The organism is Spirillospora sp. NBC_01491 (genome assembly GCF_036227065.1).
In the GTDB taxonomy this organism is placed as follows: domain Bacteria; phylum Actinomycetota; class Actinomycetes; order Streptosporangiales; family Streptosporangiaceae; genus Spirillospora; species Spirillospora xylanilytica.
In genome coordinates this window covers 4,426,841-4,442,536 of record NZ_CP109432.1, presented here as the reverse complement: position 1 = coordinate 4,442,536, position 15,696 = coordinate 4,426,841, and the positions used below count along the sequence as shown (strand labels likewise).

Here is a 15,696-nt window from a genome sequence, read left to right as displayed (position 1 = left end):
GCACTGAGGGCGAATCGGGCGATAGGTACGGTTGGCGCATGGAGCTCCGTCAACTGGCCTCGTTCCTCGCGGTCGTTGAGGAGGGCCAGTTCGCGAAGGCGGCGGCCCGGTTGTTCCTGTCGCCGCCGGCGGTGACGGCGCACGTCCGGCAGCTCGAACGGGAAGTCGGCGTGGACCTCCTGGAACGCTTCCCGCTGCGGCTGACGGCGGCCGGTGAACGCCTCGTCCCGCACGCGCGCGAGGCGCTCAAGGCCGTCCGGGCCGCCACCGACTCCGCCGCCGATCCCGCCGCCGACCTGAAGGACGGTCCGAGGCCGCTGCTGCGGATCGGCGTGATGGGCCACGGGTCGGCCGAGCTGACCCCCGCGATCGTGCGCGCGTACCGGCGGGCCCGGCCCGAGACGCGGCTGGTCGTCGAGAGCCTCGACTTCACAGAGCACGTGTCGGCCCTCGTCCGGCACCGGGTGGACGTCGCGTTCGTGCGTCCCGCCCCGGGCGACGAGCGGGTCGAGGTGGACGTGCTGACGACCGAACCGCGCATCGTCGGCGTCTCGGCCGCGAGCGCGGTCGCCGAGGACGGCACCGCGCGGCTGGCCGACGTCCTCGACCTGCCGTACGTGAAAGTGCCCGGGTGCACGCCGCAGGTGTTCAAGGACTACCTGTACTTCGCCACCGCCCGCGGGGGTGAGCGCCCGCGCCGCGGCGTCGACCAGGCGCGCAACCCGCAGGAGGTGCTGCTCAGCATCGCGGCCGGACGCGGGGTGAGCTCGGCGCTGTGGTCGTTCGCCCGGTTCTACCCCTGGCCCGGGGTGCGGTACGTGACGATCGCGGACGCGCCGTGGGACGACAGCGTCCTGGCGACGCGCCGCGGCGACCCGCGGCCCGAGATCGCCGCGTTCCGGGCGCTGGCGGTGACGATGGCCCGCGAGCTCGGCCCCGTCCTGCTCCCGCCCCCGCCCGCGTCCCCGCCGCCCGCCCTGCTCGAGCTGCCCGCGCCGTCGGGATCGGCCGCGCCGCCCGCGCCCGCCCGAGCCGCCGTTCCCAAGTCGTTCGCGGGGCATCGCGGCGGGTCGATAGCCTTGAGCCGTGAGTGACGAGACCTACGACGACCTCCCGGAGCAGATGCGCGTGCGCCGGGAGAAGCTCGACCGGCTCCGAGAGAGCGGTATCGACCCCTACCCGGTGACCTTCCCCCGCACCGCGGCCCTCGCCGCGATCCGGGAGAAACACCCGGACCTGGAGCCGGGCACCGAGACGGGCGACACGGTCGGCGTCACCGGTCGCGTCATGCTGATCCGCAACACCGGCAAGCTGTGCTTCGCCACGATCCGGGACGGCTCCGCCGAGATCCAGGTCATGCTGTCGCTGGCCAAGGTGGGTCAGGACGCGCTGGACGCCTGGAAGCGCGACGTCGACCTCGGCGACCACATCGGGGTGGAGGGCGAGGTCATCACCTCCCGCCGCGGCGAGCTGTCGATCATGGCGGACCGGTACGCGATCACCTCCAAGTGCCTGCGCCCGCTGCCCGACAAGCACGCCGGCCTCACCGACCCCGAGGCCCGGGTCCGGCAGCGCTACGTCGATCTGATCGTCAACGACGAGGCGCGCCGGATGGCGCACGTCCGCAGCGCCACCGTGCGCGCGGTCCGCGACTTCTGGCACGAGGAGGGGTACCTGGAGGTCGAGACCCCGATGCTCCAGCCGATCCACGGCGGGGCGGCGGCGCGGCCGTTCAAGACCCACATCAACGCCTACGGCATGGACCTCTACCTGCGCATCGCGATCGAGCTGTACCTCAAGCGGCTCGTGGTCGGCGGCATCGAGAAGGTCTTCGAGATCAACCGGAACTTCCGGAACGAGGGCGCCGACTCCACGCACAACCCCGAGTTCACGATGCTCGAGGCGTACGGCACCTACCTCGACTACAACGACATGGCCGACCTGACCCAGCGGATGTACCAGAAGGCGGTCGTCGCCGCGCTGGGCACCTCGGTGGTCGTGCACGACGGCCGGGAGATCGACCTCGGCCTCGCCGAGTGGCCGCGGATCACGCTGTACGGGTCGGTGTCGGAGGCGCTCGGCGAGGAGATCACCCCGCACACCCCGATCGAGGCCGTGCACAAGCTCGCCGAGGCCCGCGGGATCGAGCGGAACCCCGCCTGGGGGCAGGGCCGGCTCGTCCAGGAGGTCTTCGAGGAGCTGATCGAGCACACGCTCGTCCAGCCGACGTTCGTGATGGACTACCCGGTGGAGACCTCGCCGCTGACCCGGCAGCACCGCGACGAGCCGCTGCTGACCGAGAAGTGGGACCTCATCGGGTTCGGCACCGAGCTCGGCACCGCCTACTCCGAGCTGGTCGACCCGATCGAGCAGCGCCGCCGGCTGACCGAGCAGTCGCTGCTGGCGGCGGGCGGCGACCTCGAGGCCATGCAGCTCGACGAGGACTTCCTGCGGGCGCTGGAGTACGCGATGCCGCCGACCGGCGGGATGGGCGCCGGCATCGACCGGATGATCATGGCCTTCACCGGCAAGAACATCCGCGAGACCATCCTGTTCCCGCTGGTCAAGCCGGAGTAGCCGGCTCTCGCCCCGAGACTCCGCCCCGTCCCACCGGGCCCGGCCGCCCATTCCGGGTGGCCCGGCCCGGGCGGCGGGCGGGGTGGGCCGGACGGGCTCCGCGGCCCTCTGGCCGCCGTACACGGCCTCGGGGCGCCAGCGGGCACCCGGGATCAAGCCAGTGTTCCCTGGCGGCGTAACGGCCGGATGCGCCGCCGCGACGGCCGTCCAGAGCGCCCCCACGAGCCGGACGGCTACTGGCCGACGACCACGGGGAGAGCGGTCAGACCGCGTAGTACAAGGTTGTCCCTGTACACGAGGTCGTCGTCCGGTGCGAGCGTCACCACGCGCTCGAACAGCTTCTGGAGCGCGATCTGCCCCTCCAGGTGCGCCAGCGGTGCGCCCAGGCAGAAGTGGATCCCGTGGCCGAACGCCAGGTGGCGCGGCGCGTCCGAGCCGTACCGGGTGAGGTCGAGCCGATCGGGGTCGGCGAAAACGGACGGATCGCGGTTGGCGGCGCCGGTCAGCAGAAGGACCATCTCGCCCTGCCGCAGTGCCGTCCCGGCGATCTCGACGTCCTCCAGCACGGAGCGCAACGTGAGCTGGACAGGCGGGTCGTACCGGAGCAGCTCCTCCACCGCGTCCGGCACCTCCTCGGGGTGCGCGCGGAACCGCGCGAGCCCGCCCGGCGAGCGCAGCAGCGCGAGCGCGCCGTTGCCGATCAGGTTGACCGTCGTCTCGTGCCCGGCGACCAGCAGCAGCACGCAGGTCGCGAGCAACTCCTCCTCGGTCAGCGCGTCGCCCCCGTCGGAGACCGCGACCAGCGCGCTCAGCAGATCGGGCGGCTCACCCGGCGACGAATCGTCCGGCGACGGCTCACCCGGCGGCGGCTCTGCGCGGCGCCGCGCGACCAGCTCGCGGAAGTACGCGGCGAACTCGGTGCGCGCCTCGTCCCGCCGGGCGATCTCGTCGGCGGGCATCAGGAAGTCGGGGTCGAGGCCGCGGGCGAGCGCGTCCGACCAGCCCTTGAACAGGTCGCGGTCCTCGGGCGGGACGCCGAGCAGCTCGCTGACGAGGATCACCGGCAGCGGGTACGCCAGCGCGCCGATCAGGTCGGTCTCGCCGGAGATCCCGGCCAGCAGCCCGTCCACCAGCTCTTCGATCCGGGGCCGCAGCCGCCGCACCAGCCGCGCGGTGAACGCCTTGCTCACTAGGCGCCGCAACCGGGTGTGGTCGGGCGGGTCGAGGGTGAGGAACGACCGGTTCCGCCCCGCCTGCCCGCGCCAGACGCCGCCGCTCTCGGGCCGGTGCCCGAACCGCGGATCGCGCAGCACTCGCTCGCACAGCCCGTGCGAGGTGGTCACCCACAGCCCGGCCGGGGTCCGGCACAGCGGACCGCCGGCGGCGAGCCGCCGGTACTGGGCGTACGGATCGGCGTGGAAGGCCGGGGCGAACGGGTCGAAGCCGAGGACCGAGGCGGCGTCCACCGCCGGCCCGCCCGCCTTGACCACGTTCCCCATGAGTCCAGTCATCCGGATCTCGGACGCGCTGTCAATAGCGCCGCCCCGGCTCGCCCCGCTCCGGGCGGTCCGGGGCGGTCCGGGGTCAGGCCGACTCGCGGATGAGCAGCTCCGGGGTCAGGACGATCTGCCGGTGCCGGTGCGAGCGGCCCTCCGCCAGTTCGGCCAGCGCCAGCTCGGCCGCCTCCCAGCCGAGCTCGCGGCGCGGCTGGCGGACCGTGGTCAGCGGCACCGCGGCGCTGGCGGCCAGCTCGATGTCGTCGTAGCCGATCACCGCCATGTCCTCGGGCACCCGCACTCCGAGCCGGGTCAGCTCGTTGATCAGGCCGATCGCCAGCAGGTCGTTGGCGCAGAACACCCCGGACGGCACCGGCGAGCCCTTGAGCAGCCGCTGCGCCGCCGCCTGCCCCTCGGTGGGCGACAGTGCCTCCTGGACGAGCGTCAGCGGCGGCTCCAGCCCCGCCTCGGTGATGACCCGCGCCGCCCCGTCGCGCCGTTCGACGCAGGGCTGCGGCTCGGGGACGCCGGTCACGAACGCGATGCGCTCGTGCCCGAGGCCGAGCAGGTGCGCGGCGGCGATCTCGCCGCCGGCGACGTGGTCGACCTGGGCCGAGCAGACGTCCGGCCCGGCGTGGTCGATCAGCACCACGGTCATCCCGGCCGAACGCAGCCGGGTGATGCCGGCCGGGCCGAGGCCCACCGGGATGACCAGCACCCCCGCGGCGCGCTGCTCCTCCAGCAGGTCGAGCGAGCGCCGCTCCTTCTCGGCGGAGTGGTCGCTGGTGAGCCAGATGGCGTCGTGGCCCGCCTCGTTGAGGGCCATCTCCGCCCCGCGCGCCACATCGGTGGCGTAGGGGTTGGCGAGGTCCTCGACGAGGACGCCGAACGCCCGCCCGCGCGCCTTCCTGCGCGGCTCGGGCTCGGTGTCGTCGGGACCCTGGCGGAGCCGGCGGGCCGACTCGTTGCGGACGAATCCGAGCTCCTCGATCGCCGCGCGCACGCGGTCACGGGTGGCTTCGGCCACGAGGTCTGGCCGGTTTAGGACATTCGAAACCGTCCCAACTGAGACTCCGGCACGCCTGGCTACCTCGCGAATACTGGTCTGTGGCAACTCACTCCTCGTCGACCCCGGATCTGTTTTCGCAGGTTGTCGAGTTTTCCATGACAAGCCCCGGAACAGCTGGTCACGACCGGTCGCCATACGAGCGCAGATAGTACTTAACCAGCGCTTGACGGGCCGGATCCGGCCGCCTAGCGTTCCGAGCCGAAGCGTAGCTTGAAACGATTCACGATCTTCGTCCGAGACGAGACCGGCGAATCGCACGAGAAGGGACGGGAGTAGATGGCTGGCGGTCGTGACCCGTCCCGGACAAAGACGCACCCCTCCCCGGCGTGCCCGGCCGCGGCGTCGCGGCCGAGCCTGTCGCACCCGGGGGTGCGTCCGTGTTCGGTTGGCCAACGACTGAATCGTCACCCGGAGTTCCTCCAGGGGACCCCGCAATCGGCCTTTCGGCCAACTCCGGCCAAGCACGCGCGACGGCAAAGGAACCCGATGATCTAAGTCCGGCAGTCCGGACCCGGCAACCCAACGCGTACAGATCTACCCGTGCCTGTGCAGCGGACGGCTGCATCCCCGCGGTCATCACCACGGACGAGGGAGGACGGAGTGGAACAGGCCATACTCACACGTCGCGGCACCGACGATCCGCGTCTGAACGAGGAGGAGATCCGGCTTCTCGCCCAGATCGCCAGCGGTGTCACGGCCGATGTGGCCGCGCGCAAGCTCGAACTGAGCGCACGCACCTTGAGACGCCGGCTGCGGACGATCTGCGACCGGCTCGACGTCAACACCCCTATCGAGGCCGTGGTGTGGGCGGCCCGAAGGCAGCTCATCTAACCGGCACGATCGGCGCCCGCCCGGGGGAACGGCGGGCGTCTCCAGGCAGACCGGCGGCCGAAGAACACGACGAATTCCGTCCGACCCCGCAGCGGCGACGTCGACGTCCTGACAGGTAGGTCCCTGTAGGAGGCGTCGCCGCGGACGTGATTCGTCCCCCGAGCCCGCCCGTACCGCCCGGACGGGGCCGCGGGTTCGCGGCACGGCTTCGCGGCACGGTGTCGCTCGATCGTCTCGTCAGTCGCGCGGGTGCGGGTCAGGCGACCCGGACGCCGCCGGCGAACGGCCGGCCGCCCATCGGGGCGATCTTGACGACGTCACCGGTCTGCGGGGCGTGCAGCATCTTCCCGTCGCCGACGTACATCCCCATGTGGTGCAGGTCGCCGTAGAAGAAGACCAGGTCGCCGGGCTGGAGCTGGCTCCGGGAGATGCGCGTGCCCGCGTTCCACTGGCTGCCGGTGTAGTGCGGCAGGCTGATGCCGACCTGCTTGTAGGCCCACATGGTGAGGCCGGAGCAGTCGAAGGTGGTGGGGCCGGAGGCGCCCCAGACGTACGGGCGGCCGATCTTGCCCATCGCCAGGCGGAGCGCCTGGGCGGCCTTGCCGGAGCCGATCACGGGGAGCTTGGCGAGCTGGGTCGGGTCCTTCTTGACCAGCTTGCCGCGGACCTTCTCGTAGGTCTCGGTGACCTTCTTGCGCTGCGCTTCGAGCTGCCCGCGCAGCTGCGACACCTGCCGGGCGCGCTCCTCGGCGGCCTTGCGCGCGCGCTGGGCGGCCTGCATGGCCTGCATCAGGCCCTGCACCTTGGTGCCGTCCTGGGTGGCGAAGTAGCTCAGGGTGGCGGACTGGTCGAGCAGGGCCTGCGGGTCCTGGGACGCGACGAACGAGGCGGTGGGGTCGGTGCCGCCCTGCATGTAGCTGGTGGCGGCCAGGCTGCCGACCTTGTCACGGATGCCCTTGAGCGACTGCTCCTGGCGCTTGGCGTTGTCGGTGGCGACCTTCGCGGCCCGCTGCGACTGCTGGAGCTTGACCTTCAGGCCGTTGTACTGCTCGGTGAGCTGCTCGAGCTGGTCGGCGAGCTTGGTCGCCTGCGCCTGGAGCTCCTTGGTGGACGGCTCAGGGTCGGCGTGCGCGGCGACCGCCGGTGGAGCGAGGGAAAGGGCGAGGAACACGCCGGCCGCGGTGGCGGTCCTGGCGCGGAATCGAGCGGCCCGGCCCGCACGCGAGCGTGCGGAACCCGAAAAGAAAGCAGGGCGCGATGACTCCACGAATTCTCCCTCCTCGCCCGCCTACCGAGTTAGCTGACGGGTTCGGGCCGGAGCAGCCCTTCCGCGACCCGGGCGGGAAGCGGATTCACCCCAGTCGGCGCCGGTCACGGGGGAGGTGTCCCCCGAACCGTCCGAAGTGGGTTCCCGGCTCCTCGGGGCGCTGGGAACGGCCCGCGGACTCGGCGGTTCGGCCGCCGCGCAGCGGTGGCCGATGTCAGCGCAGGACACTAACGGAGTCGGCAATGGATGCCAACCAGAACCCGTGAAATCCCTGGTGAGGGCCGCCGGTTCGGGGCGCGGTGCCCGGTTCTGTCCGGGGTGAGATGTGTTCTCCGTCACCTTTTCTGATGGACGGTCCGGCGGTGACGTGCCCGTCACCAAGCGTAGGAGCGTGCCGACAACTGCCAAAGGGGCGGTGTTCGATAGTCTCGCCTGTTTGTGGAAGTTGTGATCAGGCGTGCCCGCACCGCCGACGTCCGGGAGATCCGCAGGCTGGTCGATCTGTACGCCGGATCGGGACGACGCCTGCTCCGGAAGACCACCGTCGTCCTGTACGAGGACGTACAGGAGTTCTGGGTCGCCGAGGACGTCCAAGGTGTCCGGGACGGGGCCCCGGGACGGATCATCGGCTGCGGCGCCCTGCACGTGATGTGGGAGGACCTGGCGGAGGTGCGGTCCGTCGCGGTGGAATCGGGGCACGGCGGCCGGGGGATCGGGCATCGCATTGTGAGCCGCCTACTGGAGACGGCGAGAGAACTCGGTGTCCGGCGGGTGTTCTGTCTTACCTTCGAAGTGGAGTTCTTCGCGCGCCACGGCTTCGCGCCGATCCTGGGCACTCCAGTGGCGCCAGAGGTGTACGAGGAGCTCCTCCGCTCCTACGACGAAGGTGTTGCAGAGTTCCTGGACCTCGACCGGGTGAAGCCGAATACGTTGGGCAACACCCGGATGCTGCTTCGCTTGGAGGACTGACCGATGAGTGAATCCCCCCACCGAGGACGGCCGTACCAGTCGCCCCCAGGCGGTGGCCCGTCGTACGGCCCGCCGCCCACCTACCAAGGTGACCAGTGGCAGCAGCAACCCGCGCAGCACCAGGGACAGCAGCCGGCCACGCAGCAATGGCAGCAGCAGCCGCCTCAGCAGGAGTGGCAGCAGCAACCCCAGCAGCAGTGGCAGGAACCGTCCTATGACCAGTACGGCGGCTATGACGACCCGTCCGCTGGGGCGGATCTGCCACTGGCGCCGATCCTCCGGCGCGCAGCCGCGCGCATCATGGACAACGCGCTCGTCGCGGTGTTCGGGTTCGCCTTGGTGTTGCCGATCGTTGTGGGGACGATCGGCCTGGACACCCCGGGCAGTAAGGCCGGCAGTGAGGGCGGCATCTGGAACTGGCCCATCATCTTCACCCTTTTCTGCGTGCTGTCGGTGCTGCCGTTCCTGTACGAGTCGGTTCAGCTCGCGATGTGGGGGCGGACGCTCGGCAAGCGCGTCATGCGTCTCGGCGTCGTGCAGGTCCGTCCCGCCGGAAGCCCGCTTTCCACGACGCAGGGCGTCTGGCGCGCCGCCATCACGCATGTCGGCTACCAGATCGGCGTGTTCTTCTTCCTCATCCTCTCGGTGAAGATGTGGAGCTACTTCGCGTACGGGATGGCGCTGGTGTGGGCGGGCGCCCTGATGGCCTATCTCTGGGCGATCTGGGACCAGCCGCTGCGCCAGGCGCTGCACGACCGCTTCGCGGGCACGCTGGTGATCGATGAGCGCGTCGGGTACGACGAGTACCCCGAGTACGAGGAGTAAGAGCGGATGGCCGCGCCGAGTTCGGCGCCCAGCCCCGAGGACCCCTCGGGGCTGCCGCCCGCTCCCGCCCAGAACGCCCTCAGGCTCGCCGAGCCGGGCCAGCGGCTGGTGGCCCGCATCGTCGACACGCTCATCGTCGCACTGCCCGTGGTGGCGGTCGTACGGGCTCTGGTGCCCGGCGGCGACACCGACGTCGTGGCTCCGCCGGCCGTCGCCGTCGCGCTGCTGCTGTACGAGGCCGTCCAGCTCGCCGCCTGGGGCCGGACGCTCGGCAAGCGCTTCGCGGGCATCGAGGTCGTCCAGGACACCGAGGCCCTCCAGGACCCCGAGGCCGTCCAGGACCCCGAGGCCGTCCAGGACGCTGAGGCCATTCCGGACCCTGCGGTCGTTCCGGACCCTGAGGCGACTCCGGAGGATGCCGACGAGCGGCTGACGCGTGGGCCGGGCGTGCTCCGGGCCCTGCTGCGCGCGGCGACGTACGCGCTGCCGATAGCGGCGCGGCCCGTGCCGGTCTTCGGCGTGCTCGCCGGCGTCTTCTGGGTGGCGAACGCCGGGCTGATGTACGAGGGAACCCGCCGCCAGGCCCTGCACGACCGTCTTGCGGGCACGATCGTGGTGAAGTGCCGGTAGGGCTGGTTTTGCCGGGCCTATCTCCGATATTTGGATCGATTGTGGCCGCCCGCGTTCCGTATGCATCCCGCCCGGCTCGTATCCGCTGCGTTTCACTCTGCGGAACAACAGCGGCGAGACGGTCGATGGCAAGAGATTTCGCCCTGCCCGTGCTCGCCGTTATCTGTCGACATCAAGCTCCGTCGGTATGCCCCGCAACCCCTACGGGGCGGGGGTTGCGGGGTGGTGACACATTCCCTGCCGCGGCACGGTTAGTGTCGTTACGTCAGGGTTAATCGATGAGTCTCGGGGTGGATGGTGCCCCGTCCCGTTAAGGTGGCCCTCGGTCCCATTTCTGTCTCCGCGGACCCTCGGCGCGAAAGCCGGGTGCCCGCGGACCTGGTCCGATGCTCATCCGGCGGCCCCGGCCGGCGTGCCGCCCAGTGACCTGGATCACCCGAAAACCCGGGGTCACCGCCATGGCGCCCGACAATTCGCGCCCCCCGGTGACCGGAGCGGCTCCGGCCGGGACCCGGCCTGCCCGGCTATCGCCCCACGGCCGATTCGGCGAGCCCGATTACGATGAGTTACCGCCAGGGGAAGGAAACTTCGGCGCCCGACTTGAATTGTCATCGGCGACGATCGCGGTATATCTTTGGCCACCGAATGCAGTTTGCTCCAGCGAAAGGTCTGTCCCCATGGCACAGAAGGTTCAGGTGCTTCTCGTCGATGACCTCGACGGTGGCGAGGCGGACGAGACCGTAGCGTTCTCGATCGACGGCGCCTCCTACGAGATCGACCTGAGTGGCGCCAACGCAAAGAAGCTGCGGGATTCTCTCCAGCCGTTCGTGGAGAAGTCCCGGAAGGCCGGCGCGGCCACCCGCCGCCGCCGTCAGCGCGGTGCGTCCAGCCGCGAGCGCAGTGCCGAGATCCGTGCCTGGGCCAAGAACAATGGCATCAAGGTCAATGAGCGCGGCAGGATCCCGGCCCACGTGATCGAGCAGTACGAGGCGGGGCACTGACCCCTCCGCCCGGCGGCCCGTCTCCTGGTTGAGGCGGGCCGTTCGCTTATGGCGTAGTGCCCTGGGGGTTTGTGCCGCCCAGGCCGGAGGTACACCCGGCCGCGAGGCCGGAGAACGGTTCCCCGGCGGCCCTGCTCCCGGGCGGTGCGGTCCCCGCGAAGGCCCCGTTCGCTTGGGGCGTAGTGGGAACATGACACACCGACGCGGTAGTTGGATGAGACTGAACAGTGCTGAGCGGGGGAACGTCACCTGGTGGAGTGCACCGGGCGGCCTCCTCGGGGCGGGCTAGCTTGCGGAAGGACGGGTCCGGACGTTCCGGGCTCTGCCCTACCGCTCTGTGAGGAGCGACGAGATGTTCGAAAGGTTCACCGACCGTGCGCGGCGGGTTGTGGTTCTGGCTCAGGAAGAGGCCAGGATGTTGAACCACAACTACATCGGGACTGAGCACATCCTTTTGGGTTTGATCCATGAGGGTGAGGGTGTGGCCGCCAAGGCGTTGGAGAGCCTGGGGATCAGTCTCGAGGCGGTGCGGCAGCAGGTCGAGGAGATCATCGGTCAGGGGCAGCAGGCTCCGTCGGGTCATATTCCGTTCACTCCGCGTGCGAAGAAGGTTCTGGAGCTGTCGCTGCGTGAGGCGTTGCAGCTGGGTCACAACTACATCGGGACTGAGCACATCCTGTTGGGGTTGATTCGTGAGGGTGAGGGTGTCGCGGCTCAGGTGCTGGTGAAGTTGGGTGCGGATCTGAACCGGGTGCGGCAGCAGGTGATTCAGTTGCTGCATGGGTATCAGGGGAAGGAGCCGGCGGCGGCGGGTGGGCCGTCGGAGGCTGCTCCGTCGACGTCGTTGGTGCTGGATCAGTTCGGTCGGAATCTGACGCAGGCTGCTCGTGAGGGCAAGTTGGATCCGGTGATTGGGCGGGACAAGGAGATCGAGCGGGTGATGCAGGTCCTGTCGCGCCGGACGAAGAACAATCCGGTGCTGGTGGGTGAGCCTGGTGTGGGCAAGACGGCGGTGGTGGAGGGTCTGGCGCAGAAGATCGTCAAGGGTGAGGTGCCCGAGACGTTGAAGGACAAGCAGCTGTACACGTTGGATCTGGGTGCGTTGGTGGCGGGGTCGCGGTATCGGGGTGATTTCGAGGAGCGGTTGAAGAAGGTTTTGAAGGAGATCCGTACGCGCGGTGACATTATTTTGTTCATCGATGAGTTGCATACGCTGGTGGGGGCGGGTGCGGCTGAGGGTGCGATCGATGCGGCGTCGATTTTGAAGCCGATGCTGGCTCGGGGTGAGTTGCAGACGATCGGTGCGACGACGCTGGATGAGTATCGGAAGCATCTGGAGAAGGATGCGGCGTTGGAGCGGCGGTTCCAGCCGATTCAGGTGGCGGAGCCGTCGTTGTCGCACACGATCGAGATTTTGAAGGGGTTGCGGGACCGGTACGAGGCGCATCATCGGGTGTCGATCACTGATGCGGCGTTGGTGGCGGCGGCGCAGTTGGCGGATCGGTATATTTCGGATCGGTTCTTGCCGGACAAGGCGATCGATTTGATTGATGAGGCGGGGTCGCGGATGCGGATCCGGCGGATGACGGCGCCGCCGGATCTGCGGGAGTATGACGAGAAGATCGCGGATGTGCGGCGGGAGAAGGAGTCGGCGATCGATGCGCAGGACTTCGAGAAGGCGGCTGCGCTGCGGGACAGTGAGAAGCAGTTGCTGGGGTCGAAGGCGCAGCGGGAGAAGGAGTGGAAGGCCGGCGACATGGATGTGGTGGCCGAGGTGACCGAGGAGTTGATCGCTGAGGTTCTGGCGACGGCGACGGGGATCCCGGTGTTCAAGTTGACGGAGGAGGAGTCGTCGCGGTTGCTGCGTATGGAGGATGAGCTTCATAGGCGGGTGATCGGGCAGGAGGACGCGATTCGTGCGTTGTCGCAGTCGATTCGGCGGACGCGTGCGGGGTTGAAGGATCCGAAGCGTCCGGGTGGGTCGTTCATTTTCGCGGGTCCGTCTGGTGTGGGGAAGACGGAGTTGTCGAAGACGTTGGCGGAGTTCTTGTTCGGTGATGAGGACGCGCTGATCCAGTTGGACATGTCGGAGTTCATGGAGAAGCACACGGTGTCGCGGTTGTTTGGGTCTCCTCCGGGTTATGTGGGATATGAGGAGGGTGGGCAGCTTACTGAGAAGGTGCGGCGGAAGCCGTTCTCGGTGGTGTTGTTCGATGAGATCGAGAAGGCTCATCAGGATATTTTCAATAGTTTGCTTCAGATTCTTGAGGATGGTCGGTTGACCGATGCTCAGGGTCGTGTGGTGGACTTCAAGAACACGGTGATCATCATGACGACGAACTTGGGGACGCGTGATATCTCCAAGGGGCAGGGGATGGGGTTTGCCCGGTCGAATGATGAGCAGGGGTCGTATGACCGGATGAAGGCGAAGGTGGGGGAGGAGCTGAAGCAGCACTTCCGGCCTGAGTTCTTGAACCGGGTGGATGACACGGTGGTGTTCCATCAGTTGACGCCGAAGGAGATCATTCAGATTGTGGATCTGATGGTCGCGAAGGTGGATGAGCGGCTGAAGGATCGGGACATGGGTCTGGAGTTGCGGCAGGAGGCCAAGGATCTGCTGGCCGAGCGGGGGTATGACCCGGTGCTGGGTGCGCGGCCTCTGCGGCGGACGATTCAGCGGGAGATCGAGGACTCGCTGTCGGAGAAGATCTTGTACAACGAGGTCCGGTCCGGGCAGATCGTGATCGTGGGTGTCGAGGGTGAGGGCGAGAACGCCAAGTTCACCTTCAAGGGTGTTCCCAAGCCCGACAGCGTCCCCGACAGCCCGCCGCCCATCGAGGGCGCGGTCAACTTCAACAAGGACTGAGCCACCGGCACCACCGGCCGGCGTCCACCCGCGGACGCGCGCGCCGAACGGCTCGACGGAGGACCCGCATCACATTCTGATGCGGGTCCTCCGCATGTCCCGGCCCCCGCATGTCCCGGCCCCGCATGCCCCCCGGATGTCCTGGCCCTGGGTGTCCTGGTCTCCTCCGCTGTCCCGATCCTTCTTATGCCGGTCATCGTGCCGATCGTGAGTTCCGGGTAGCGGACCGAACGGACGGTGCGGTAAGCGTCGAGAGTGCTGAGGGCATGTCGTCGTGAACCACGTCCGGCCGGGAACCGGCCGCTGAGAGGAGCCGGCATGAATCAGGAAAGAGGGCCCGAGCAGGCCCTGGACGACCTCGTCAGGACCCGCGCGCGCCGCGGCGGGGGCGAGGCGGTCGTCTGGTGGACCGGAGACGTCTACGCGTGGCTCCCCGGGGACGGCCCGCACCACCTGTTCGGTTTCGACGGCGTCAACGTCGCCAGGGCGGTCGCCGTCGACGGCGGGATCGAACTGCTCAGCCGGGAGGCGGCGAGGTACCTCGACCCGGTCTCGCGGGAGGTCGCGGACGGGTGGGACAACCGCTACACCGGCGAGCACGTGGAGGTCGAGCACGTCTGGAACGACCCGGTCGACTTCCGCTGGCTCGCCGACGGGCCGCGCGGCCCGTTCCGGCTGCCCCGGACGCGGATCGGCGGCGACGTCGTCTTCAACACCGATGTCCTGCTGGCCTACCCGTCGCCCCTGCCGGTCGCCGACCACCCGGCGAACTCCGGGGACGACGTCTACCGGGCCATGGAGCTCTTCCAGTACTTCACCCGCGCCGCCGACCTGGACGATCCCGCGCTCGGCAGCGTTCCGTGCACGCTGTCGTGGGTCCGGGTGGCGCCCTGGCTCCCCTGGATGCGGATGGCGGACCGGCCCGGCGCCCTCGTCTACCACTGCCGGGGGGCGAAGGTCGCCGGCTGGTCCGAGGTTCCCGGCGGGCTCCGGCGGTTCGTCGAGGAGCGGAGGCCGGAGTTCCGGCACGCGCCGACGGAATGGTCCCCGTTCAGCGAGACGAGCTGGACCGCGTTCAAGAAGCGTCACCCGGTCGATTCCGAAGGCTGACGCGGCGCCGCCGGGCGTCTGGCCGGGCCCTGCCTGCCGGGCCCTGCCTGCGCTCGCCGACGTGGCTAAGCCTCGCCGGCGAGCCAGGCGTCGATCTCGTGGTGCAGGCGGGCCTTGGTCTCGGGCGGGGCGAACGAGGCGTCCACCCCCGCCGCGGCCAGTTCGGCGAGCACCGCGTCGCCGTACCCGAACGTCTCGCGGACGCGGGCGTACTCCAGGGTCAGCGGCGTGCCGATCAGCGCCGGGATGTCGGTGTTGAGCGTCACGACCAGGCCCGCCTCGCGCAGCCTGGGCAGCGGGTGCCCGGCGAGCGAGGGGGCGAACCCGAGCGCGACGTTGGACGACGGGCACACCTCCAGGGGGCTTTGCCGGTCCCGCACCTCGGCGACGAGGACGGGGTCGTCCAGGACCCGGATGCCGTGCCCGAGCCGTTCGGTCCGGCCGCCGTCCAGGGCCTGCCGGATGCTGCCGGGCCCCGCGCCCTCGCCCGCGTGGTGCACCACGTGCAGCCCGGCGTCGCGGGCCGCCGCGAACACCTCGGTGAACGGCTCGCCGGGATGGGCCTCGTCGCCGGCCAGCCCGACCGCGACCACGCCGTCGTGGCGGCGGGCCAGGTCGAGCGTCCGCCAGGCCCGCTCCACCGGCCGGCGCCGGGAGTGGTCGAGGATCAGGCGGACGTCGATCCCGAAGTCGGTCCGGCCCTGGTCCAGCCCTTCCCGGACGGCGGTCAGCGGCATGTCCAGGTCGTCCAGGCGCTCGCCGTGCGCGGCGGCGGTGAACGACACCTCGGCGTAGCGGGTGCCCTGCGCGGCCTCGTCCTCGCAGTATTCGCGCGCCATTCGGCGGAAGTCGTCCGGGTGGCGCAGGCAGTCGCGCACCAGGCTGTTCTGCGCGAAGAACGCCGCGAATCCGCCGAATGTCGCGTCCTGCTCGGGGACCGTGACCCCGTTCGCCGTGCCGATCTCCCGGAGCGTCTCCCAGCGCAGCGTGCTCTCAAGGTGGACGTGCAGGTGGACCTTGGGGAGTTCGGCTAGATCACGCACCGCTGTACGGTA

General features: G+C 69.6%; 13 protein-coding genes and 1 riboswitch. Of the genes, 9 read left to right on the top strand and 4 right to left on the bottom strand.

Going from position 1 to position 15,696, the window contains the following annotated elements; genetic code table 11:
• Positions 1 to 38: 38 nt before the first annotated feature.
• A complete protein-coding gene (locus tag OHA34_RS20650; protein ID WP_329518605.1) occupies positions 39 to 1,094 on the top strand; it encodes a LysR family transcriptional regulator in 1,056 nt (351 codons plus the stop codon).
• Positions 1,087 to 2,577: a bifunctional lysylphosphatidylglycerol synthetase/lysine--tRNA ligase LysX gene (lysX, locus tag OHA34_RS20645; RefSeq protein ID WP_329518604.1), complete on the top strand. Its 1,491-nt coding sequence runs from the start codon at positions 1,087 to 1,089 to the stop codon at positions 2,575 to 2,577. Before OHA34_RS20650 ends, lysX begins: the two co-directional genes overlap by 8 nt.
• 233 nt (positions 2,578 to 2,810) lie before the next feature.
• Here the strand turns inward: lysX and OHA34_RS20640 are convergent, their stop codons facing one another.
• On the bottom strand, positions 2,811 to 4,088 hold the full coding sequence (locus tag OHA34_RS20640; protein ID WP_329518603.1) for a cytochrome P450: 1,278 nt from the start codon (positions 4,086 to 4,088) through the stop codon (positions 2,811 to 2,813).
• 73 nt (positions 4,089 to 4,161) lie between these two features.
• Positions 4,162 to 5,187 (bottom strand): LacI family DNA-binding transcriptional regulator, encoded by a 1,026-nt coding sequence (locus OHA34_RS20635; RefSeq protein WP_329518602.1) that lies wholly within the window; start codon positions 5,185 to 5,187, stop codon positions 4,162 to 4,164.
• A gap of 555 nt (positions 5,188 to 5,742) precedes the next feature.
• On the opposite strand from OHA34_RS20635, the gene OHA34_RS20630 reads away from it, so the two are divergent.
• A complete protein-coding gene (locus tag OHA34_RS20630; protein ID WP_285940056.1) occupies positions 5,743 to 5,973 on the top strand; it encodes a LuxR family transcriptional regulator in 231 nt (76 codons plus the stop codon).
• Positions 5,974 to 6,229: 256 nt separating this feature from the next.
• On the opposite strand, the gene OHA34_RS20625 is transcribed toward OHA34_RS20630, so the two are convergent.
• Positions 6,230 to 7,144 (bottom strand): NlpC/P60 family protein, encoded by a 915-nt coding sequence (locus OHA34_RS20625; RefSeq protein ID WP_285940057.1) that lies wholly within the window; start codon positions 7,142 to 7,144, stop codon positions 6,230 to 6,232.
• Positions 7,145 to 7,243: 99 nt separating this feature from the next.
• Positions 7,244 to 7,410, bottom strand: a riboswitch (cyclic di-AMP (ydaO/yuaA leader).
• A gap of 268 nt (positions 7,411 to 7,678) precedes the next feature.
• Here OHA34_RS20625 and OHA34_RS20620 point away from each other — a divergent pair.
• The 6 genes from OHA34_RS20620 (at position 7,679) to OHA34_RS20595 (ending at position 14,641) form a co-directional block, all read left to right on the top strand.
• On the top strand, positions 7,679 to 8,209 hold the full coding sequence (locus OHA34_RS20620) for an amino-acid N-acetyltransferase (protein ID WP_432763050.1): 531 nt from the start codon (positions 7,679 to 7,681) through the stop codon (positions 8,207 to 8,209).
• Between the two features lie 3 nt (positions 8,210 to 8,212).
• Positions 8,213 to 9,034 carry an RDD family protein gene (locus OHA34_RS20615; RefSeq protein WP_285940058.1) on the top strand — a complete coding sequence of 274 codons (822 nt, stop codon included), beginning with the start codon at positions 8,213 to 8,215 and terminating at the stop codon, positions 9,032 to 9,034.
• A 6-nt stretch (positions 9,035 to 9,040) separates the two neighbouring features.
• Positions 9,041 to 9,664, top strand: a complete 624-nt coding sequence (locus OHA34_RS20610; RefSeq protein WP_329518601.1) for an RDD family protein — start codon at positions 9,041 to 9,043, stop codon at positions 9,662 to 9,664.
• Between the two features lie 677 nt (positions 9,665 to 10,341).
• Positions 10,342 to 10,665: a histone-like nucleoid-structuring protein Lsr2 gene (locus tag OHA34_RS20605; RefSeq protein ID WP_285940060.1), complete on the top strand. Its 324-nt coding sequence runs from the start codon at positions 10,342 to 10,344 to the stop codon at positions 10,663 to 10,665.
• A gap of 352 nt (positions 10,666 to 11,017) precedes the next feature.
• Positions 11,018 to 13,531, top strand: a complete 2,514-nt coding sequence (locus OHA34_RS20600; RefSeq protein WP_329518600.1) for an ATP-dependent Clp protease ATP-binding subunit — start codon at positions 11,018 to 11,020, stop codon at positions 13,529 to 13,531.
• A gap of 318 nt (positions 13,532 to 13,849) precedes the next feature.
• Positions 13,850 to 14,641, top strand: a complete 792-nt coding sequence (locus OHA34_RS20595) for a DUF1838 family protein (RefSeq protein WP_329518599.1) — start codon at positions 13,850 to 13,852, stop codon at positions 14,639 to 14,641.
• A gap of 65 nt (positions 14,642 to 14,706) precedes the next feature.
• Here the strand turns inward: OHA34_RS20595 and add are convergent, their stop codons facing one another.
• Entirely contained in the window at positions 14,707 to 15,684 is a 978-nt protein-coding gene (add, locus tag OHA34_RS20590) for an adenosine deaminase (RefSeq protein WP_329518598.1), read from the bottom strand.
• Between the last annotated feature and the right edge of the window lie 12 nt (positions 15,685 to 15,696).

Bases quoted from the DNA above. Each gene is read 5' to 3' on its own strand.
- OHA34_RS20650 (WP_329518605.1), top strand. From the start codon at position 39: ATGGAGCTCCGTCAACTGGCCTCGTTCCTCGCGGTCGTTGAGGAGGGC.
- OHA34_RS20640 (WP_329518603.1), bottom strand. From the start codon at position 4,088: ATGACTGGACTCATGGGGAACGTGGTCAAGGCGGGCGGGCCGGCGGTG.
- OHA34_RS20615 (WP_285940058.1), top strand. From the start codon at position 8,213: ATGAGTGAATCCCCCCACCGAGGACGGCCGTACCAGTCGCCCCCAGGC.
- OHA34_RS20610 (WP_329518601.1), top strand. From the start codon at position 9,041: ATGGCCGCGCCGAGTTCGGCGCCCAGCCCCGAGGACCCCTCGGGGCTG.
- OHA34_RS20605 (WP_285940060.1), top strand. From the start codon at position 10,342: ATGGCACAGAAGGTTCAGGTGCTTCTCGTCGATGACCTCGACGGTGGC.
- OHA34_RS20600 (WP_329518600.1), top strand. From the start codon at position 11,018: ATGTTCGAAAGGTTCACCGACCGTGCGCGGCGGGTTGTGGTTCTGGCT.
- OHA34_RS20595 (WP_329518599.1), top strand. From the start codon at position 13,850: ATGAATCAGGAAAGAGGGCCCGAGCAGGCCCTGGACGACCTCGTCAGG.